12 protein-coding genes and 6 pseudogenes are annotated in these 19,673 nt (G+C 61.7%); 12 read left to right on the plus strand and 6 right to left on the minus strand.

Features of this window, described 5'->3' with window-relative positions; all coding sequences use genetic code 11:
• Positions 1-19: 19 nt before the first annotated feature.
• The 8 genes from LJ656_RS30130 to LJ656_RS30165 all read left to right on the plus strand — a co-directional run bounded on the left by LJ656_RS30130 (position 20) and on the right by LJ656_RS30165 (position 7,885).
• The gene (locus LJ656_RS30130) at positions 20-1,486 is read left to right on the plus strand and encodes an efflux transporter outer membrane subunit (RefSeq protein ID WP_230513125.1); all 1,467 of its coding nucleotides are present in this window, start codon (positions 20-22) and stop codon (positions 1,484-1,486) included.
• An 887-nt stretch (positions 1,487-2,373) separates the two neighbouring features.
• The gene (locus LJ656_RS30135) at positions 2,374-2,877 is read left to right on the plus strand and encodes a Na+/H+ antiporter subunit E (protein ID WP_230513126.1); all 504 of its coding nucleotides are present in this window, start codon (positions 2,374-2,376) and stop codon (positions 2,875-2,877) included.
• A 4-nt stretch (positions 2,878-2,881) separates the two neighbouring features.
• Positions 2,882-3,130 carry an MrpF/PhaF family protein gene (locus LJ656_RS30140; protein ID WP_230513127.1) on the plus strand — a complete coding sequence of 83 codons (249 nt, stop codon included), beginning with the start codon at positions 2,882-2,884 and terminating at the stop codon, positions 3,128-3,130.
• Between the two features lie 3 nt (positions 3,131-3,133).
• Positions 3,134-3,376 (plus strand): hydrogenase subunit MbhD domain-containing protein, encoded by a 243-nt coding sequence (locus LJ656_RS30145; RefSeq protein ID WP_230513128.1) that lies wholly within the window; start codon positions 3,134-3,136, stop codon positions 3,374-3,376.
• Between the two features lie 3 nt (positions 3,377-3,379).
• Complete coding sequence (gene mnhG, locus LJ656_RS30150) at positions 3,380-3,724, plus strand: monovalent cation/H(+) antiporter subunit G (protein ID WP_230513129.1); 345 nt, start codon at positions 3,380-3,382, stop codon at positions 3,722-3,724.
• Positions 3,721-4,437 (plus strand): Na(+)/H(+) antiporter subunit B, encoded by a 717-nt coding sequence (locus tag LJ656_RS30155; RefSeq protein WP_230513130.1) that lies wholly within the window; start codon positions 3,721-3,723, stop codon positions 4,435-4,437. Before mnhG ends, LJ656_RS30155 begins: the two co-directional genes overlap by 4 nt.
• 17 nt (positions 4,438-4,454) lie before the next feature.
• Complete coding sequence (locus tag LJ656_RS30160) at positions 4,455-4,829, plus strand: sodium:proton antiporter (protein WP_230513131.1); 375 nt, start codon at positions 4,455-4,457, stop codon at positions 4,827-4,829.
• Positions 4,823-7,885, plus strand: a complete 3,063-nt coding sequence (locus LJ656_RS30165; protein WP_230513132.1) for a complex I subunit 5 family protein — start codon at positions 4,823-4,825, stop codon at positions 7,883-7,885. The genes LJ656_RS30160 and LJ656_RS30165 overlap by 7 nt, the downstream gene beginning before the upstream one ends.
• A gap of 397 nt (positions 7,886-8,282) precedes the next feature.
• On the opposite strand, the pseudogene LJ656_RS30170 reads toward LJ656_RS30165, so the two are convergent.
• From LJ656_RS30170 to LJ656_RS30190, 4 genes and pseudogenes are all read right to left on the minus strand, one after another.
• Positions 8,283-8,620: pseudogene (locus tag LJ656_RS30170) on the minus strand (IS6 family transposase); the annotation flags it as partial.
• A gap of 67 nt (positions 8,621-8,687) precedes the next feature.
• Positions 8,688-9,197, minus strand: a complete 510-nt coding sequence (locus LJ656_RS30175) for a BLUF domain-containing protein (protein ID WP_230513133.1) — start codon at positions 9,195-9,197, stop codon at positions 8,688-8,690.
• 729 nt (positions 9,198-9,926) lie between these two features.
• Positions 9,927-10,197: pseudogene (locus tag LJ656_RS30185) on the minus strand (IS6 family transposase); the annotation flags it as partial.
• Positions 10,198-10,395: 198 nt separating this feature from the next.
• Positions 10,396-11,352: a LysR family transcriptional regulator gene (locus tag LJ656_RS30190; RefSeq protein WP_230513135.1), complete on the minus strand. Its 957-nt coding sequence runs from the start codon at positions 11,350-11,352 to the stop codon at positions 10,396-10,398.
• Positions 11,353-11,468: 116 nt separating this feature from the next.
• Here LJ656_RS30190 and istA point away from each other — a divergent pair.
• From istA to LJ656_RS30205, 3 genes and pseudogenes are all read left to right on the plus strand, one after another.
• A pseudogene (istA, locus tag LJ656_RS30195) lies at positions 11,469-12,959 on the plus strand (IS21 family transposase).
• A gap of 15 nt (positions 12,960-12,974) precedes the next feature.
• Positions 12,975-13,723, plus strand: a pseudogene (gene istB / locus LJ656_RS30200) (IS21-like element helper ATPase IstB).
• Positions 13,724-14,217: 494 nt separating this feature from the next.
• Positions 14,218-14,520: a hypothetical protein gene (locus tag LJ656_RS30205; RefSeq protein ID WP_230513136.1), complete on the plus strand. Its 303-nt coding sequence runs from the start codon at positions 14,218-14,220 to the stop codon at positions 14,518-14,520.
• A 768-nt stretch (positions 14,521-15,288) separates the two neighbouring features.
• Here the strand turns inward: LJ656_RS30205 and LJ656_RS30210 are convergent.
• Positions 15,289-16,009 (minus strand): annotated as a pseudogene (locus LJ656_RS30210) (amino acid ABC transporter ATP-binding protein).
• Positions 16,010-16,045: 36 nt separating this feature from the next.
• A complete protein-coding gene (locus LJ656_RS30215) occupies positions 16,046-16,834 on the minus strand; it encodes an amino acid ABC transporter permease (protein WP_230513137.1) in 789 nt (262 codons plus the stop codon).
• A gap of 165 nt (positions 16,835-16,999) precedes the next feature.
• On the opposite strand from LJ656_RS30215, the pseudogene LJ656_RS30220 reads away from it, so the two are divergent.
• Positions 17,000-18,916 (plus strand): annotated as a pseudogene (locus LJ656_RS30220) (FAD-linked oxidase C-terminal domain-containing protein); the annotation flags it as partial.
• Positions 18,917-19,673 lie beyond the last annotated feature (757 nt).

A 19,673-nucleotide genomic window follows, 5' to 3' on the forward strand; every position in this document is an offset into this window, starting at 1 on the left:
CGGAGAACTGGAGTACGTGATGAGAACGCTGACGCTCGCTGCGATCATTGCCGCCACGACGGTTTGCGTGGGCGGCTGCTTTACCGTCGGGCCGAACTACAGTCGCCCCGAGGTGTCGGTGCCGGCAACCTGGCGGATCGATTTGCCCCAGGCCGAAGAGGTCGCCAACACCGCATGGTGGGAGCAGTTTCAGGATCCGGTGTTGAACGCTCTGATTCAAACCGCGCTGCGTGACAATCTCGACGTCCGCATTGCGGCGGCGCGCGTCGATCAGTTCGCCGGTTTGGTGCGTGCGACCCGTTCGCAGGGTCTGCCGCAGATCGGCTATGGCGCGAATGTGAGTCGCAGTCGCACCAGCGAAGTCGGGATGCCGCCGCTTTCGCCGGCCCTCGATCCCATCTTCAATCTCTATCAGGGCACGTTGTCCGCTGCATGGCAGGTCGATCTGTTCGGCCGGGTCAGGCGTTTGACCGAAGCGGCGCAGGCGCAGGTGTTCGCGAGCGAACAGGCGCAGCGCGGCGTCGTGCTTTCGCTCGTGACTGGTGTCGCGACGAGCTATATCACGCTGCGCGGCCTCGACAGACAACTCGAAGTCGCCCGGGCGACCGCGCGCATTTTTGCCGAAACACTGCGGATCTTCGAGTTGCGTTATCGGGATGGACTTGTGTCCGAAACCGAACTTTCGCAGGTGCGCTCGCAGTACAAGCTTGCACTGTCGACGATTCCCGCGGTGGAACAGCAGATCGCGATAGTGGAAAACGGTATTTCAATTCTTCTCGGCCAGAATCCCGGACCGATTCCACGCGGCAAATCGATTAGCGAACTCGTGCTCCCCTCGATACCGTCGGATTTGCCCTCGACGCTGCTCGGCCGGCGTCCGGATATTCTGCAGGCGGAACAGAACCTGGTGGCCGCCAACGCGAACGTGGGCGCCGCGCGAGCGCTCTACTATCCGACTATTTCGTTGACCGGCGCGCTGGGCTCGGTGAGTACCGCGTTTGGCGATTTCCTGTCGGGGCCGGCCGCGCTGTGGTCGATTGCGGCGGGTGTGACCGGGCCGATCTTCACCGCGGGCGCGATTGAAGGCCAGGTGCAGTCGACCGAAGCACAGAAGCGCCAGGCGGAACTCGTCTATCGGCAGACCATACTGGGTGCATTCAGCGATACCAACAACGCACTGATCGGCGCGCAGAAAACCAGCGAGCAGACTGCAAGTCAGCAGGAGCGCGTCGATGCGTTGAGAGAATATGCGCGACTTTCCAACCTCAAATTCGAGGATGGCCTGATTGGCTATCTGGAAGTACTGGTTTCGGAAAACGATCTGTTCGCCGCGGAACTTTCGTTAGCCAGTTTGCAGGCCGCGCGCTTTAATCAGGTGATCGGCGTGTATCAGTCGGTGGGCGGCGGCTGGGTGGATATTGCCAGTTCACTATCCTCGGTGCCTCTAAGTGCAGATCGAACAACAGGTCTGGTGCAGCCAAAGTGAAAAAGGCGCGATTTGTTAGCCCACCTGCTGACATGAGGACCGCTGCATGATGAGGTATCACAGTCACGCCGGAAGACTGTCGAGTAAGTTCGCTGAGAATAAAGGTGGGTTTTCCTGGACGGTGGTTATAGTCTCGTTGCGCAGATAACAAAGTCGGTTTAGCCTGCACTTTAACGACAAACTATTGATCGGGAGGGGTGACGCTGGCCACCATACGGCGAAAGCGGCTTGATTGCGTGCTTCCCACCTTGCGCGAGAGCGGCGTGTGACGCTAGCCTTCGATGCTACAGCAATTTGATGTCTTGCGAAAAAAGGGGGGACGACGAAGCTGCAGGGAACCGGCTTTTGAGCAGGCGCTTACGTCGCGGCGCTTAGCGGCGACGCCAGATCTTGATTGCGGGCCCATCAGGGACGTCTCTTTTCAACTGAGCGACCAACCCGAGAGCCAGGACGAAACCAAGCAGTCTTTCTACCGAACTTTGGTCTTGCGCTGTCAGCGCTTCACGCGCAAGCAATGCCTGCTACAACTTTCATGCTATCGCGAACAGACCTTCGGATTGTTTCACTGCGGTTACCCGAATCCCGTCCACCTTCCGATAAAGCGCGTGGCCTACTAGCCATTCCGCAGCGGCAATTTCTCGGGACATCCGTTAGAGAGCCGCTCGCTCCTACTTTTCAGCCCGTTATTTTCCAATCGCGAGGCCTCAATCTAACCCCGACTACGGCCGCGATCTGGCGAAGCAGACGCTGTTTCAGGAGTGAGACACGTCGCCGGATGGCATCCCTACGCCCCCTGCTCCCGTTGATTTGCCATAAGTTGTCACCTAGAATTTTCCGCACGGCCTCTTTCCGGAAAAGATGACATGGCTTCAAACCACGGAAAACCAGTGTCATCGTTGCTCCCCCGGGGACTCTTCGGCCTCTGGTTCGTGCTGTTCGTGATCTGGCTGATCGCCAATGCGTCGCTCGCGATCGAACCCGCGCTGGTCGGCCTCGTCATCACCTTCGTCATCGCCCACGCGTTCGCATCGTCCAGCGAAGCCTGGCAGCGTCTGCGTTTGACCCCGCGCGCGCTTTATCATTTCGTCGCCTATAGCGGCGCGTTCGTCGTCGAACTCGTGCGCGCCAATCTGAACATGATGGCATACGTGTACTCGCCGCACATCGACATCAAGCCCGGTATCGTCAAGGTGCGCACCCGCTTGCAAACACCGCTCGGGCGCCTCGCGCTGACCAATTCGATTGCGCTCACGCCCGGTTCGCTGGTGATGGACATTCGCGATGACGTGCTGTTCATCCACTGGCTCGACGTCAAAACCACCGATATCGACGCCGCCACCGAAGCGCTCGTCGCCCCGTTCGAAAAGCATCTGGAGAAAGTCTTTGGCTGAGATCATGCTCCGGATCGCTGCCGCGCTGATCTTCCTCGCGATTCTGTTCGGCGTGATCCGGCTCGTGCTCGGCAAGACCGTCGTCGATCGCATCGTCGCGATCGACATGCTGACGGTCATCTCGCTGTCCCTGATCGCGCTGTATGCGCAGATCTCCGGCCGTTTCGTCTATATCGACGTCGCGCTGGTGTACGGACTGCTGAGCTTTCTCGCCGTGCTGGCGATCGCGCGTTTTCTCGAAAGGGGGCTGTGAGCGATGCTCGAACTGCTCCTGCTGCTGATGTGCGCGAGCATCCTCGTGAGCGGCATTCTCGCGATATTCCTGAAAAATCTGCTGGCCGCGATGGTCAGCTCGGGACTCGCGAGCCTGTTCGCCGCGGTCGCGTTCCTGCTGGTGGCCGCGCCCGACGTCGCGATGGCGGAGGCCGCGATCGGCTCGGGACTGGCGACCTTCATCTTTCTGTACGCAATCCGCAAAACCGGTTACCAGAAGGGCTAGCGCATGCTCGAACTGATCGGCAGCAGCTTCATTCTGGTGGGCGCGGTCTTTCTGTTCTCCGCCGGCCTCGGCCTGCTGCGCATGCCGGACGCGTACACCCGCATCCAGGCCGGCACCAAGGCGTCGACGCTCGGCAACATGCTGGTGCTGATCGGCCTCGCGTTCTATCACCCGAGCTGGACCTTCCGGCTGATCCTGCTGATCTATTTCGTGCTGGTGACCAATCCGGTGTCCTCGCATGCGTTGTCGCGCGCCGCGTGGCTGATTCGTACGCCGATGAGCGCGTCCACCGTGGTCGACGCGCTCGCCGACGAACAGGAGCGCGACGCTCGGGAGAGCCAATCATGATGCGTCGCGCAGCCGCTCTATTGACGGTGCTGCTGTTCGCGGTGGTGTTCTGGCGGCTGGTCGGCGGCTATGCCGAACTGCAGGCGCTGCGGCCGCTCGCCGAGTACTACGTGCTCCGGGGGCCGCTCGATCTCGGCGCGCCGAACATCGTGACCGCGATCCTGATCACCTATCGCGGCTTCGACACGCTCGGCGAAGTGGCGGTGCTGTTCATGGTCGCGGCGAGCGTCGGCGTGCTGCTGAAAGAGGAAAGCAGCGCGAGCGCCGCCGCCCCGCTGGACGACTCAACGTCCACGCCCGCGCCCGCGCGCCGCCCGGCCGGCGAAATCGTCCATACCGGCAAGCAGGTGCTGCTGCCGATGATCTTCACATTCGGCGCCTATGTGATCGTCAACGGCCATCTGTCCGCGGGCGGCGGCTTCCAGGGCGGCGCGATCGTCGCGTCGGCGGTGATGCTGATGCTGCTCGCGCGGCCCCGCTCGACGCTGAACGTCGCGCTGCTGAGCGTGGTCGAGTCGCTCGCCGGCGTGCTCTATGTGTGTATCGGCATTCTCGGGTTGGTGCTGGCGGGCGGTTTTCTCGACGCGCGCTTTTTGCCGCGCGGCGAGTTCGGCGCGTTCTTCAGCGCCGGCGCGATTCCGCTGATTTCCGCGCTGCTCGGGATCAAGGTCGGCGCGGAACTGAGCGTCATCATCGACCGGTTCAGAAGCTGACAACAGGAGAACCGCCCATGAGCACCGGCCTCCCGGTTTCGACGATCCTGCTGATCACCGGCTTCTGTCTGTCGCTGATCGGCCTGTGGGGGATGCTGACCCACCGCAATATTCTGCGCATCATCATCGGCTTCGCGGTGTTCGACACCGGGCTGCACATCGTGATGGTCGCGACCGGCTACATCACCGGCGGCACCGCGCCGATCATCGACGCCGCGCTCGGCAAAAGCACCGCCCTTCATCGCGCGATCGACCCGATCCCGTCGGCGCTGGTGGTCACCGCGATCGTGATCGGGCTGTCGGTCACCGCGATCATGCTGTCGTTCGCGATCCGCCTGTACGCCGCCAGAAAGACCCTCTCCATCGACGCCTTCACCGAGTCGAAATGGTAGCCGCGCTCTTTCATCCGCTGCACATCTTCATTCTCGGCCTCGGCGGCGGCTTCGTCATTCCGCTGCTGTACCGGCTCGGCAAGCCGTGGCTCACGCTCGGTTTTTTCGTCGCGCTCACCGGCATCGTGCTGGTGAGCGGCGTGTCGTTCTATGGACTGATCGCCGGCGGCGACACGATCGAAGTGCTGACCGCCGGCGCGCTGCCGCCGGTGTCGATCAATCTGCGCTTCGGTCCGTGGGAAGCGTTCTTCACGTTCAGCGTCAACGTGGTCGCGCTGCTCGGCGCGCTGCATCTGTGGGACCGGCTGCGCGGCAACTACGCGGCGCTGCTGCTGTATCTGATCCTCGTGATGGGCATCGACGGCATGGTGATGACCCGCGACGTGTTCAATCTGTTCGTGTTTCTCGAGATCGTATCGATCGCCACGTATGGGCTGTTCGGGCTCGAGCGCAAGCCGGCCGCGCTTGCCGCCGCGTTCAAGTACATCATCGCGACCGTGATCGCATCGACGTTCTTCCTGCTCGGCGCGGTGCTGCTGTATTACGTGAGCGGCACGCTGAACATCGACCAGTTGCTGGCGATGCGCGACCAGCTCGGCGGCCCGATCGGCACCACGGCGGTGCTGCTGTTGTTCGCGAGTCTCGTGATCGAACTGAAGCCGTTTCCGGCCAACGGCTGGGGGCTCGACGTCTACGAGACGATGCCGGGCGGCGTCGCCGCGATGGTGTCGGTCGGCGTGTCGGCGGGGGTGTTTTTTGCACTCCTGAAGCTGCTGCCGCTGTTCGACGGCCAGCTGACGCTGCTGGCCGTATCGGGCGGCGCGACCTTCCTGTTCTCGAACCTGCTCGCGCTGAAGCAATCGAAGCCGCAGCGCGTGCTCGGCTATTCGTCGATCGGACAGATGGCGCTGCTGATGCTCGCGCTCGCGCTGCTGCGCCAGATCGGCGCGGAAACGGCGATTCCGCTGGTGGTCGGCGACCTGTTCGTCAACCATCTGTTCGCGAAGGCGGGGCTCTTCTGGCTGGCCGGCGTGGTGCAGCGCTACCACCGCGATCCGCGCGCGGTGCTGGCGCGCAGCCCGCTGCTGATCGGCCTGCTCGGGCTCTTCATGGTCGCGATCGCGGGGCTGCCGCCGTTCCCCGGCTTCTGGGCGAAGTGGGAACTGGTGATGCGCCTGACCGCCGCCGGCAAACCGTACTGGATCGTGCTGATCCTGACCGGCTCGCTGCTCGAAGCGGGCTACATGTTCCGCTGGTTCGTGCGCGCGCTGCGGCCTTCCAGCCGCGCAGCGCACGCGCGCCCCGACTTCTTCGCGCTGCTGCCGCTGCTCGGCGTCGCGCTGCTGCTGATCGCGGCCGGATATCTGGCCGCGCTGATCTCGGGCGTCGCGTCGCTGTGGATCTTCTCGCCGCTCGGCGCCGGCGCGCTGTTCTACGCGGCCGACCGGTTGCCCGGGCGGGTCAAGGGCGTGCTCGCGCTGCTCGCGATCGCGCCGATTGGCGCGCTGCTCGCCGCCGGCACGAGCGGCATCGCAGGGCTGTTCGCGTGGCTGCTGCTGGCCGGCAGCCTCGTGATCACCGGGGCGAGCCTGTATCGCGACGATCCGCGCGAAGGCTTCTATCCGATGCTGGTCGTGCTGGCTCTATCGATTCCGGCGCTGCTGCGCTCATCGACCACGCTCGAATTCTTCTATAGCTGGGAGATCGTCACGCTGTCCTCGTGCTTCCTGATCGCCAAGTGCCGGCGCGCGGGACCGCACGTGCTGACCTTCCTGCTGTTCTCGCTGCTGTCCGCGTTCTTCCTGCTGGCGGGCTTCGCGAGTGTCGCCGCGATCGACGGCAGCATCCGGCTAGCCGCGCTGATTCACGCGGGACCGGAAGCGAACCGCGCGTTCGTGCTGCTGGCGGCCGGCTTCCTGATCAAGGCCGGCGCGATCGGCGTGCACGTGTGGCTGCCCGGCGCGTATACCGAGGCGGAAGACGACGTGACCGCGATGCTGTCGTCGGTGGTCAGCAAGGTCGCGATGTTCGGGCTGCTGGTCGGCACCTATCTGACGATCCGCTCCGAAGTCGGCCTCGAACTCGCGCACGCGATGACATGGATAGGGATGCTGACGACCCTCGCCGGCGCGCTGATGGCATTGCGGCAGAACGACTTCAAACGGCTGCTGGCGCTCTCCAGCATGAGCCAGATCGGCTACATCGTGACCGCGATCGGCCTGATGAGCCATCTCGGCTGGGTCACCGCGCTGTATCTGGTCGCCAATCACATGCTGGTGAAGGGCATTCTGTTTCTCGCGTTGGCCGGCGTAATTCTGCGCACCGGTACGCGCAACTTCGCCGATGTCGGCGGCCTCGCGCGCGAGATGCCGTTCACGTTCGCGATGGTCGTGATCGCGCTGGTGTCGATGTCCGGTCTGCCGCCGCTGATGGGCTTCGGCGGCAAGTGGCTGCTGCTCAGCGCGATGACCGACAAGGGCTGGTACGGCCTCGCGATCTGCGGGCTGATCGCGACCTGCGCGGGTTTTCTGTACATGACGCGCTTCGTCAACGGGATCTTTTTGCAGCCGCGGCCGCCGCAGCGCGAGCCGGTGCGCGAAGCGCCGCTTGCGCTGCTGGTGCCGCAGTTCCTGCTGGTGCTCGGCATCCTGATTCTGTCGTTCTTCCCGAAACTGCTGATCGAGCCGGTCTCGGCCGCGATCGATCCGCAGTTCGCCAAGACGCTGGTGTGGGGCGGGATGTCGCTCGAAAGCATCTACGGCTTCTGGAATCCGACGCCGGTCGTGATCGTCGTGCTGATCGTCGCGGCGCTCGTGTTCGGGCTCGGCGTGTGGTACTACCGCAGCCGGCGCGGCAACGCGGCCGACGCGCCCGATTTCTATCACTTCTACCGGCCGATGCTGAGCCGCACGGTGCCGCCGTTCGCGCAGATGTTCTGGCGCGGCGCGTCGCATTTCGCGCTGCTTGCCGCCGCGCGGATCCGGCGGGTTTATAGCGGCAATGGGCAGACTTACGCGCTGTATGTGCTGCTCTATTTTCTGGCGATTTATTTTTGAGTACCGGTGTCAATCGAAGTAGAGATGTAACCCGCTCTAGTGCCGGAAGCCGTCGCCCGTCAACGATCCTGAAGTTGACCCGGTTCGACGGATAGATTTGCAGTCGAGTCTAATGCGGTGCGGCACCTCGCTACCGCGGCACTAAGGTGATGCGCGTCGAAGCGGCCGCCATCGCGTTGTGCTCGCGACGTGCTGGTGACGCGGAACTGAGAATCATCCCGGCGCCGCCCCGCGCCGCTGGTCTGCCTGACGCCCCCAGAGACGATGGTTGTGGTGCAAAAATTTGGATCGGTGGCGAGCGAAGTGCGTGCCACCCCGTCGCGTCATGCCGCGAGCACGGCACTCCAAATTGCAGACGGAGTTTGTCTTTGAAGAGCAGGCGACCGAGGGTTTCGGACGTGAGCCTGAAGTCGACCGTATTGCCGTCGCGATCAACGGCGCGGTACAGGTAGACCCACCGCCCGCGCACCTTCACGTCCGTCTCGTCGACGCGCCACGAGGGGCCGGTTTGCCGCGCGTAACGAACCCAACGCTTCTCGAACTCCGGCCGTAGCGCTGGACCCAGCGTATTATGGTCGTATGCGCGACGCGCAGACCGCGTTCCACCATCATTTCGACGAGGTCCCGATACGAGAGCTTGTAGCGGCAATACCAGCGCACACAGAGAATGATGAGTTCGCGTTCAACGTGCCGACCTTTGAACAGTTCGTCCAGATCCCGGAGCTTGTTCGCCATCCTGCATCACCGCCGCTAAAGCTTCTACTTTAGCTCACCACGAATTCGCACCAGAACCCGAAGTGACTCATTCGCGCCGCTTCAGCAACACTTGGAACGGTCCGACGATGACCTCCGGTCGGACGTGGTAGGCCTCCGCTCGCGAAATCGCCGAAATTCTCCAGACCTCCTCAAGCAGCGAGCGGTCGGTTCCGTGCCATTCGGTCAGCAAACTCTCAAATCGCTCTGAGCCATCGACATCGCCAACAAAAAAACCCATGGACCAATCGGAAAAGTGGCGCTGTTGCATTGCGCCAAGCGCCAGAATCCTCATATCGTAGTGACGACGATCAGACTCGATCCGGCGTAGACAACGCACCACTTTGACCCGCGGCCCTTCGAGATACTGGAGGAAATTCGAACCCGCCTTTACGAGAAACCCGCTGATGGCATCGACCTCATTGTGACGCCGCGAAACCTCTACAATTAAGGCGATATCTGCGGGTTTCAAAAAATGGGAGACTCTGCTTATATATGCCGCACCGAACACCGCCGCGCGTGACCAGGAATTTCTTTTGTCAGACGGATTCGTTGTCATTGGTAGAACTCGAAAAAACTCAATCTGTACTCGATTCTGCCAGTGCGAGCCGGAGGTTGCAGATGGCAGATAGGGCTATTTTGCGCCAGATTCGCGCCGGCTTAACAAGTTCGCGCGACGGCATTTTGCGATTGCGCAGGAACTGCCTAGGCACGGTCGTGTGGCATTCCGGGCGCTTTGGGGTTTCGTTAGCTGCACTTGGCAAACTCTGGGACGGAGGCCGTAACGGAGATGACGAATGCTGGAAAAAAAGGGGGTGCAGTCAGGACAAGCCCTTATACATGCCTTACTGCGGAAGTCGCGATTACCCATCTCGAACGGATTTTGTCGACAGATGGCGCGGAATCACTATTTGGTCTGCCCTATTGGAGAGCACGAGTCGAGCAAATTTCCGCCACGCCAGGGCTAAACCCAGAACATCGAGCAAGGCTTGCGAAACTCCTTGCTAAAACGTGAACTCGTGCAATTCGCGCGTCGTCCGCCAAAAGTTGCGAACTCGCAACCGTGAGGCACCTCGAAGTGCGAGGCGGGTCCATAACGTCCACCGTGTACTGTGTGCCAAGCCCGCGGTCAACCGGTAGCATGCCTGTGACCGCAGCATAGATCATCAAGGGCGGCTCGTCCCTGTCGGTTGCCGCCACGCATCGGGCCAAGTCGATGTCAGCCGCTCGCCACGGCTTTGTCACGTTGCCGATCAGCGGACGAATTGTGTGCAGGCAAAACAATCGCTCAGAAAATTGTCGACGGATTCTGAGTGAGACCGGTGAAAAGACCCCAGGCTTCAAACCAGGTCGCGAGCTGCTTCGGATAAAGCAAAGCGTGCAGGAGATGACGCTTGAGCGCGAAGCGTTGCCGGATCGGACCAAAGCCTGACAGGAACACCTGCGTGCGCCCGGCAGGCGGAACCGCGCATACGCCGCTCGCGCTCACGCGTGGGCCGGGGCCTGTTCTCTGGACGGCTGTTGACGCAGGCGGATGCCTTGACGAAAACATGCTTCAAGGGGTCGCTTGAGAAAACGGAAAATAAAGCAAGTTAGCGGAGGACGAACGTCGCCGACCCGTTCTTGACATTGTCCCAGTCTGATCGCTACAAAGCGGTCGTTCAAATTGAACCGATCACCTTTCAATTTAGTCATCGCACGCGCGCTTAGACCGCCCTGAGACTGCCGCTTCGTCCCGCTCTCTTTGCGGTTTCGCCTCACCCGGCGACCAGCGCCCCAAGCACCTCGCGCACCCAGCGGTGGCCAGCGTGTCCGTGACTGCAATCGTGCCACAGCATGCCCACCTCGAAGCCCGGAACGGGAATCGGGCACTCGACGATTCGCAACATGTCGGCGTGATCGCGCACGAGTCGTTGCGGCACCAGAGCGACGAGGTCAGAGCGGGCCGCAATATCCGGCACAAACAGGAACGAGGCGGCGGACAGCACCACGTTGCGCCGAAGGCCGAGGGCCGCCAACGCGTCATCTACAGGCGTGGCAAAGCCGCCGCCGCGCAACGACACGATGACATGCTCGAGCTGCGCGAACTGTGAAGCTGTGAGCTTGCGGCGCAGCTTGGGATGGCCGCGGCGACCTATCAACACGTAGCGCTCGTCGAACAGGTGGCAGCTGCGCAGGCCGGTCGGGGCGTCACCGGGCGTCATTAACGCGAGGTCGACCTCGCCATGAGCCATTTGCGCCACCAGTTGCGACATGTCCAAGATACGCAACGCTATCCGCACGCCGGGCGCCTGCTGGCGCAGCTGCAGTACTAGCGGCTGCACGAGCGCGGCCTGTAGGTAGTCGGTGCAGGCGATGGCTATAGTCAGCTTGGCCCGCGCGGGATCGAAATGGCCATGCTGGCTCACCGTGGCGCGCAATTGATCCAGCGCATTTCGCAAAGGCGCCAGAAGTTCGTCGGCCTTCGCCGTGGGAGTCATGCCGCGTTGCGCCGAAATTAGCAACGGGTCACCAAACAGGTCGCGCAGGCGCACGAGCTGCGCGCTCACGGCTGGCTGACTCAGGTGCAGGCGGCGGGCAGCGCGCGTCACGTTCTGCTCGGCGAGCAGGGCTTCGAGGGTGACCAACAGGTTCAGGTCTATACGTCTGGTATCCGTGAGCTGGATAGTAGAGCAGTAGATTGACGATTTCACTCTATAGCGGTTTTTGTCCAAACTGCACACCTCGGCGCGCGCCTGGCGTGCCTGTATTGGAGAAAAGCCTCGTGTCCCCTTTTGCGTCATTACCCCTGATCACCGTCGCTGGCGCCTCCAGCAAGCAAGGCCGCAGCGTGGCCTGGAAAGAAGTATTGCGGCTGAAGCGGGCGTGCGGCCTGTCGCACCGCCAGATCAGCCGGGCGTTCGGCATCAGCGTCGGCGCCATCTCGGCGTACGCAGCCCGCGCTACTGCGGCGGGGCTTGACTGGGCTGCTGTTGAACCGCTGGCCGACGACGAGCTCGAGATTAGGCTAGACCTGCCGGAGGAAACAGCGGCCCCGACCCGGCGGATCGAACCGGATTACGCGGCAATGCACCGCGACCTGCGCCGCAAGGGCGTGACACTTCAACTGCTTTGGGAGGAGTACGTCGAGGCCCACCCCGGCCAACGCACTTACCGCTATACGCAGTTCTGCCAGCGATACAAGGACTGGGCTGCGGCACTGAAGCGCTCGATCCGCCAGCAACACTGCGCCGGCGAAAAGCTGTTCGCCGACTTCGCCGGGCAAAACGTGCCGATTCTTGGCCGCGACGGCGGCGTCGCGTTCAAGGCCCACGTGCTCGTGGCCGTCCCGGTGCGTCCAACTATACGTTCGCGTGTGCGACACGTTCCGAGGCCATGCCCGATTGGATCGGCAGCCTGATCGACGCGCTGGAATTCTACGGCGGCGTTCCCGAACTGCTGGTACCCGACAACCCCAAGGCATTGATCGCCAAGGCCGACCGGTACGAACCGGTGCTGGGCAACACGACGCAGGACTTCGTGAACCACTACGCGACCGCCATGTTCCCGGCGCGGCCGCGCAAGCCGCAGGACAAAGCAAAGGTCGAGGTCGGCGTGCAGATCGTCGAGCGCTGGATCCTCGCACGGCTGCACAACCACCGCTTCTACAGCCTGGCCGACCTGAACCGGCGTCCGTTCAAAAAGCTCGACGGCAACCGCCGCGCATGGTTCGAGCGGCTCGACCGGCCGGCGCTATGCCGCTGCCGGCACGCCGCTACGAGATCGCGACCTTCGTGAAGTGCCGCGTCCACATCGACTACCACGTCGAGTCGATCACCACTATTACAGCGTCCCGCACAGCCTCGTACGTCAGGAGGTCTACGCACGCGTCCCACGCCACGGTGTCGAGATCCTGCACCGCGGCAAGCGTGTTGCCGCCCACGCCCGCAGCCGACTTCGGAACAAGCATACGACGTTGCCCGAGCACATGCCGGCGGCGCACCGCGCCCACATGGAATGGACGCCTAGGAGATTGCTGAACTGGGGCGCCTCCGCCGATCCCGGTGCCGAAGCGATCGTCAAACACCTGCTTACCAACCGGCCGCACCCCGAGACGGGATATCGCGCGTGCCTCGGACTGCTGTCGCTCTCGCGCAAGTATGGCAAGGAACGGCTGGAAGCCGCCTGCCAGCGGGTGCTCGTGATCGGCTCACCGACCCGCCGCTCCGTCCTGTCGATCCTCGAATCCGACCTGGATCGACAGCCGATGTTCCCGATTCCTCTCGCCGAATGGCATTCGCCCGACCACGAGAACGTGCGCGGGCCCGACCCTTACCACTGACCCAAGGAGGTCGCGATGTTGATGCAGCAAACTCTCTCTCAGCTCAAGGCGCTCAAGCTCGACGGCATGGCTCGCGCGTTTGAGGAACAGGCGGCGCTCGCCTCCAGCGCCAGCCTGTCGTTCGAAGAGCGCTTCGGCATGGTCGTCGATCGCGAAGTCGCCTGGCGTGATACCCGGCGGCTCGAGCGGCTGATGAAGTCCGCGAAACTCAAGAATCCTCAGGCCTGCATTGAGGACATCGGATACCGGCAGAGCCGCGGTATCGACAAAAGCGTCGTTGCCGCACTCGCCGTTTGCGACTGGATCCGCAATGCACAAAACCTCATCCTGACGGGGCCGACCGGCGCTGGGAAAACGTGGATCGCATGTGCGTTCGGGCAGCAAGCCTGCCGACAGGACTTCTCTGTGATGTACGTCCGCGTTCCCGGCTGTTCGAGGAATTGAAGATCATCCACGGCGACGGCAGCTTCGCGCGGCGCCTCGCACAACTCGCCAAAATGGACGTCCTGCGGCTCGACGACTGGGGCCTGCAGGACCTCGATCAGAGTGCCCGAAATGACCTGGTAGAAGTGCTCGACGATCGCGTCGGCACGCGATCCACCATCGTTACCAGCCAGTTGCCGCTCGAACACTGGCATGCGTGGCTGCAGGACCTGACGCTCGCCGACGCGATCCTCGACCGGCTCGTTCATCACGCCCACAAGCTGCCGTTGGAGGGCGAATCAATGCGAAAGACCAACGCCAAGCAGTCCTCCACATCCTGATGGTGATCACCTTCGCTATAATCCATTGACCGCGCAACACCACCTTCCAGACTGATCACGTTCGCCGAAACGCTGACCACCATCACCGAAATCCGCACCGAGAGTTCGTGTCAGTTCCCCGCAGTTGCCGGCCGCGCGCCAAATAAAGGAGGGAGCATTTCGCTCACCCCTTTCCAATCAAGCTACCGGAAATCCGGTAGTTTGCCGTTGGTGCGCCGATGCTCTGCCGAGTTTTGAGCAAAAATGCGGGAAATCCCTTAATTAAGGGCGAATCGCCATCTGACAACAGTTAACGATTACCTCATCGCAATCCAATTAGCATATAGCGTACTGCGCGGCCCTCGCCCAGCAACCTCGAATGGCTTCTTGCGCGCTGACTGCCCCGGGTCGGCGCGCTTTTTTATGAGCAGCCCGCGCAAACGGGAGTGGTGGCCGGGCTGTCCAGCGCCACGAGCCAGAAGGCCCGAAAGAAGACCTATGACTAAAAGGCAGAAATGAAGGTTACTGAAAATCTGTGCGAGCGAATTCGCGACATCATGTCGGATGGGATGGAGCGCTATGCAGCCGAAATCAGGAAGCTGGCCGGGTGTGAGCCGATGTTGATGCGTGCCGTTCTGTTGCAAATGACCAGGCAAGGCGTTGTTCACGTTGTGAGGATAGACCGCCTCAAGCATGCGAACGTTTACCGTCTTGGCTTGCCGTCAGCCGTCTCGCCTGGTTCGTGGTGGACCGCTGAGCAACAGGCGGTCAATGCCGCGTTCCATGCGATGGTATGCGCTGGACGACGCGATGATTGATGCTTTGCCCAGCGAGCTGCTCACTTCAGCCCGGAGAGTGTACCCCTGATGTATCTGCCCTGTATCCTTGACGACGATGCCCGCGCCGAGTTGCTCTGCTACCTGCTGGTATCGCAACTCGTCTCCCGACGCTACAGAGGGGAATGGCTGAGCAGTGCCCACCTCATTGACAGTGCGCGGATCTGGCTCCGTGCTAACGTCGGCGACTGCGACTGGTTCGAGCGCGCCCGACTGTGTGCATTGTCTAGCCAGTTGGCCACCGAGTTGGAGCCCAAGATAAACCTTGTCCCCACTAGCAGATTGATTGCGCTCTTCCACCGGCATCGGCAGCTCAACTACCGCGCCGCACTCACGCAAATCTTGCATCAGTATTGCGCTGACCGGTTGCGCAAAACGCCTCAGTATGGCGGGCTGCCAACTTAGTCGCGCCTGCCGCACGCGCTCTGTTCGATCGGCACCGAGCACGCCCCGTTTCCCGCAGGAAAGAAAGCGCGCCAACCTAGTGAACCGCCCCGGAAATTGTGGAGGCGGGACGGCCAGGCAACCGGAAAACGATACCGCACGCGAACCTGGAAAGCGGGTCCGGCGGAGTGCCCATCAAATACGCACGCGATGAGCAGTCCGCGGCTAGTAACCAAAATTATGGAAAAGTAGCACCAGAATTAGTTGTGTGAGCCGCCGTGACACATTATGTCCCCCCATCATCGAGTCGCAATCTCGCGGTCCATCGCTTCATCCGATTGAAACGAAGCGTGCGAACCATACAAGTCAGTGAAGAATATTCTGCAGAAAGTCCCGCGCTCGCTCTGACCGCGGATTGTCGAAGAACGCATCCTTGTCGTCCTCGACGATCGCTCCCTTGTCCATGAAGATGACCCGGTGCGCAACCTTTTTCGCAAAAACCATTTCGTGCGTCACGCACATCATGGTCATGCCCTCATGCGCGAGCTCGATCATCACGTCGAGCACTTCGTTGATCATCTCAGGATCGAGTGCCGAAGTCGGTTCGTCAAACAGCATGGCCACGGGATCCATGGATAGCGCGCGCGATAGCAACGCGCTGCTGCTGGCCGCCCGATAACTGGGCCGGGTATTTTTCAGCGTGCGCTCGCAGACCGACCCGATCCAGCAGTTTCAGCCCCTTTGCCGTTGCCTCGTCTTTCGAACGGCCGAGCACCTTGATCTCCGCAAGCGTAATGTTCTCGGTGATGGTCAGGTGGGGAAACAGCTCGAAGTGCTGGAATACCATTCCGACCTTCGACCTCAGCTTCGACAAGTCCGTCTTCCTGTCGCCGACCGACTGGCCGTTGACGACAATCCTGCCTCCCTGAAACGGCTCAAGCCCGTTCACAGTCTTGATGAGCGTTGACTTTCCCGAGCCAGACGGTCCGCATACCACGACCACTTCGCCCCTGTTTACCTTCGCCCTGCAGTTGTCTAGCACCTGGAAGTGGCCATATGCCTTCGATACGTTCGTAATGTCGATCATTTTCGTTTCCGTTTGAGGTCTCGACAGAAGCGCGCGCTAGCGCGCCGCGTTGCGGAACGTCCTTTCGATGCGGGCCTGGATGACCTCCAGCACCAGCGACATCACCCAGTAAATTGCAGACGCGCTGATCAGCATCTCCATGCGCCGGAATTCCTTCTGACCCGCCGTCGTGGCGACATAGGTCAGTTCCCAAACACCGACTACCGAGACCAATGCACTGTCCTTGAGCATCGCGATGAACTGGTTGCCCGTCGGGGGAATGATGACGCGCAACGCCTGCGGCAGGATAACCAGGCGCATCATTTGATAGGGAGTCAGGCCGAGTGCGCGGGCTGCATTCCATTGGCCAAGCGGGATGCTCTGAATGCCGGCCCGGAAGATCTCGGTCATATACGCACCGTAGCAGAGCGACAGAGCGGTCACGCCCGCGGGAATCGGATCGACAACGAAGCCGAGCTGAGGAAGCCCCAAATACAGAATGAAAATCTGCATCAGCAGCGGCAGGCCTCGAAACAGTGAGGTATAGAAGGTGGCAATCCCGATCGCGATGCCGCTCGAGGAGAGTTTCGCGAGTGCACCAATCAATGCAAGCACGAACGCAATCGAAACTGAGATGGCGGAAATCAGGAGTGTCGTCGTGGCACCCTGGATAATCAGGTAGCCGACTTTTCTGTGAATAAAATCCAGACTAAGATCAAATCGGGACAGAAATACTATGAGCAACGCAAACAATTCGATCCGAACTGCAGGGATTTGCGCGCGGGAAGGCAATCGCGTCAGAAGATAGCCGTTTGCAATCAGCGCAATCGCGACCGCAGCAAACATGAGACATTTCTGAAGAACGTCTGGCATTGCTACAAACGCAGAAAACCCCGGAAGTTTTAGTGCTGTGGGCCAGCCCGGCTTACCATGTGCTCGGCTTCGGGAAGTGACTGCGGGATTGCGAACGTTAATATCGGCCCGAGCGGCGCTGATCTGGCGAGCGCCCGCAGCGTCGCGCGCCTCGGTCACACGTTGGCTATCGGCGAGTACGCGGTCAAGCAGGTCTACGCGATGCGCAAGCGCGCGGTGGGCTTGCTGGGAAACGTACAAGGCGAGGCCCGTCCACAGCCGTTTGTCGAAGACACGGCGGTGCCACCGGAGAATCTCGCGGCTTATATCGAGGAGTTTCGCGCGTTGCTCGATGGGCATGGCCTGCAATATGGGATGTTCGGCCATGTCGATGCGGGCGTGCTGCATGTGCGTCCGGCGCTGGATATGAAAGATCTGCGGCAAGCCGCGCTGGTGCGGCCGATTTCCGACGCGGTCGCCGAACTGACGCAGCGTCATGGCGGCCTGTTGTGGGGCAAGCACGGCAAGGGCGTGCGCTCCGAATACGCGCCCGCTTTTTTCGGCGAGCTCTATGCTTAGCTGCAGCAATTGAAGGCGGTGTTCGATCCGTACAACCAGTTCAATCCGGGCAAGATCGCGACGCCCGCGGATAGCCCGCTGCGGCTGCTGAAGATCGACGAAGTGCCGACCCGTGGCGAACACGACCGGCAAATCGACGAACGGGTGTGGCAGAGCTTCGGCACCGCGATGCATTGCAATGGCAATGGCGCGTGCTACAACTTTGATCCCGACGATGCGATGTGTCCGTCGTGGAAGGCGACACGCGAGCGTGTGCAGTCGCCGAAAGCGCGCGCGTCGCTGATGCGCGAATGGTTGCGTCTGCAGGGGCAGGCGGGCGTCGATGTGGTCGCGCTCGGGCGCACGCGGCAGCCGTTTTGGAGCGGTCTCGCCGAACGTTGGGGCAATAGCCGCGCGGCGCGCGACGGTGTAGCCGACTTCTCGCACGAGGTCTACGACGCAATGGCCGGTTGTCTCGCGTGCAAGTCGTGCGCGGGGCAATGCCCGGTCAAGGTCAATGTGCCCGACTTCCGCTCGCGCTTTCTGCAGTTGTATCACCGTCGCTACCTGCGACCGTTGCGCGACTACCTGATCGGCTCGCTCGAATTCACGATGCCGTGGATGGCGCGACCTCCGGGCGTGTATAACGCTCTGATGCGCGGCCTGGATGCGCACGATGCTGGAGCAGCGGGTCGGGGTGGTCGATAGTCCTCTGCTGAGCCGTTACGATCTCGCCGCCGTGCTACGCCAGTGGCAGGTGCGGCCAGCGGACCCACGGTCGTTGGCGGCTCTCACGCAGCAGAAGCGCGAGTGCAGTGTCGTGATCGTTCAGGATACCTTCACGCGCTATTTCGATACCGAGCAGTTGACCACCCTGATCGAACTGGCCGCGCGGCTGGGTTGTCAGGTCTGGTTGGCGCCGCTCTTGCCGAACGGCAAACCGCTGCAAGTGCAGGGCTTTCTCGACGCGTTCGCGAAGGTCGCCGTTCGCAATGCCACACAACTAATTGAATTGGGCCAGTCCGGCGTTCCGCTCGTCGGCCTCCACCCGGCAATCACACTCACGTACCGTCAGGAGTACCGGACGGTACGGGGGTTAGCGGACGTGCCACAAGTGTCGTTGCCGCAGGAGTGGTTGCTGAAGGTTCTGCCTGAAGGAAGCACTGATAGTTCGTCGAACGTCTTAGAGTGCTGCCGCACTGTACCGAGAGGACTAACGCGCCCGACAGCGGCAAACAGTGGGTACAGGTGTTCGCGCGGTGCGGCTTGAGTCTCGTGATCGAGGACACCGGCTGCTGCGGGATGTCCGGCACCTATGGGCACCAAGCGCGCAATGCGGGGACGTCACAGGTGATTTATGCGCAATCGTCGGCCGAGCATATCGACCCGCCGGTGGAGCACGGCGGTGAAGCGCTGGCGACCGGTTACTCGTGCCGCTCGCAGGTGAAACGCCTGTCCGCGAAACAGCCCCGCCATCCGGTTCAGGCTTTGCTCGATCAATTGCGTTATGCTATATGACGAATGCAGCCTCGCTCTGACCATCAACAGCGTGTCGAGGCCGGGAATATCCAAGCGTCAATCAATGTAGTCGCATAGGCGCAGCGCAGACTCCGCGCATACGGAAAGCCGTTGTAGTTGGTATGAAAATGCACGTTGTCGAGATCGGCCGAGCGCCGTAGCACCTCCTCAAGCATCTTTAAATGGATCGCCTGCGGATCCGCGGAGTTCTCGATCGCGCGCAACGCTTGCGGACAGACCTCACGAGCTGCGCCCGCGTGAGGGAATCGCCGCTAGCGAATCGACGTCGATCGCACGCCGCAGTGGTGCCAGTCGCGTGCGCCAGTAACCCGGCCAAGGATCGGCCTTGAGCGAGCGCTGACGCTCTATCGCGGTGCGCACCGTTCACTCCTCACCGCGGTTCGCTTCCCTTATTTTGCCCCAGGGGCGGCTTCACAGCACCGCTCTCCACGCTTGTGATGAGGATGAGCAACCGCCCTTACTCTACGCGATCGAGCGGTCCTACCGCGTCAACCGATGGACACTTTCAGTCTGGACACGCTACTGCCTGAAAAGCCTCGTGTGCATCTTCTCGAAAAAACCGGGCGCAAGCCGAAGCACCACGCTGATTCCGCCAGCCGGCACGGCTCCGCGAGACATCGCTTCATTGACCTTCCCCTTGAGCGTCTCCACGGTTTCAGTTGCGGTTTTAGTCGGCCCCCCCCACTCAACACGTCGTATCGCACCTCCCCTACCCCTATTTTCCGTGGTGCTTGAT

Source organism: Paraburkholderia sejongensis (assembly GCF_020880815.1).
Classification (GTDB): Bacteria; Pseudomonadota; Gammaproteobacteria; order Burkholderiales; family Burkholderiaceae; genus Paraburkholderia; species Paraburkholderia sejongensis.

Bases quoted from the DNA above. Each gene is read 5' to 3' on its own strand.
- LJ656_RS30165 (WP_230513132.1), top strand. From the start codon at position 4,823: ATGGTAGCCGCGCTCTTTCATCCGCTGCACATCTTCATTCTCGGCCTC.
- LJ656_RS30160 (WP_230513131.1), top strand. From the start codon at position 4,455: ATGAGCACCGGCCTCCCGGTTTCGACGATCCTGCTGATCACCGGCTTC.
- LJ656_RS30130 (WP_230513125.1), top strand. From the start codon at position 20: ATGAGAACGCTGACGCTCGCTGCGATCATTGCCGCCACGACGGTTTGC.
- LJ656_RS30140 (WP_230513127.1), top strand. From the start codon at position 2,882: ATGCTCCGGATCGCTGCCGCGCTGATCTTCCTCGCGATTCTGTTCGGC.
- LJ656_RS30145 (WP_230513128.1), top strand. From the start codon at position 3,134: ATGCTCGAACTGCTCCTGCTGCTGATGTGCGCGAGCATCCTCGTGAGC.
- LJ656_RS30155 (WP_230513130.1), top strand. From the start codon at position 3,721: ATGATGCGTCGCGCAGCCGCTCTATTGACGGTGCTGCTGTTCGCGGTG.
- LJ656_RS30175 (WP_230513133.1), bottom strand. From the start codon at position 9,197: ATGACAACGAATCCGTCTGACAAAAGAAATTCCTGGTCACGCGCGGCG.
- LJ656_RS30215 (WP_230513137.1), bottom strand. From the start codon at position 16,834: ATGTTTGCTGCGGTCGCGATTGCGCTGATTGCAAACGGCTATCTTCTG.
- LJ656_RS30205 (WP_230513136.1), top strand. From the start codon at position 14,218: ATGAAGGTTACTGAAAATCTGTGCGAGCGAATTCGCGACATCATGTCG.
- mnhG (WP_230513129.1), top strand. From the start codon at position 3,380: ATGCTCGAACTGATCGGCAGCAGCTTCATTCTGGTGGGCGCGGTCTTT.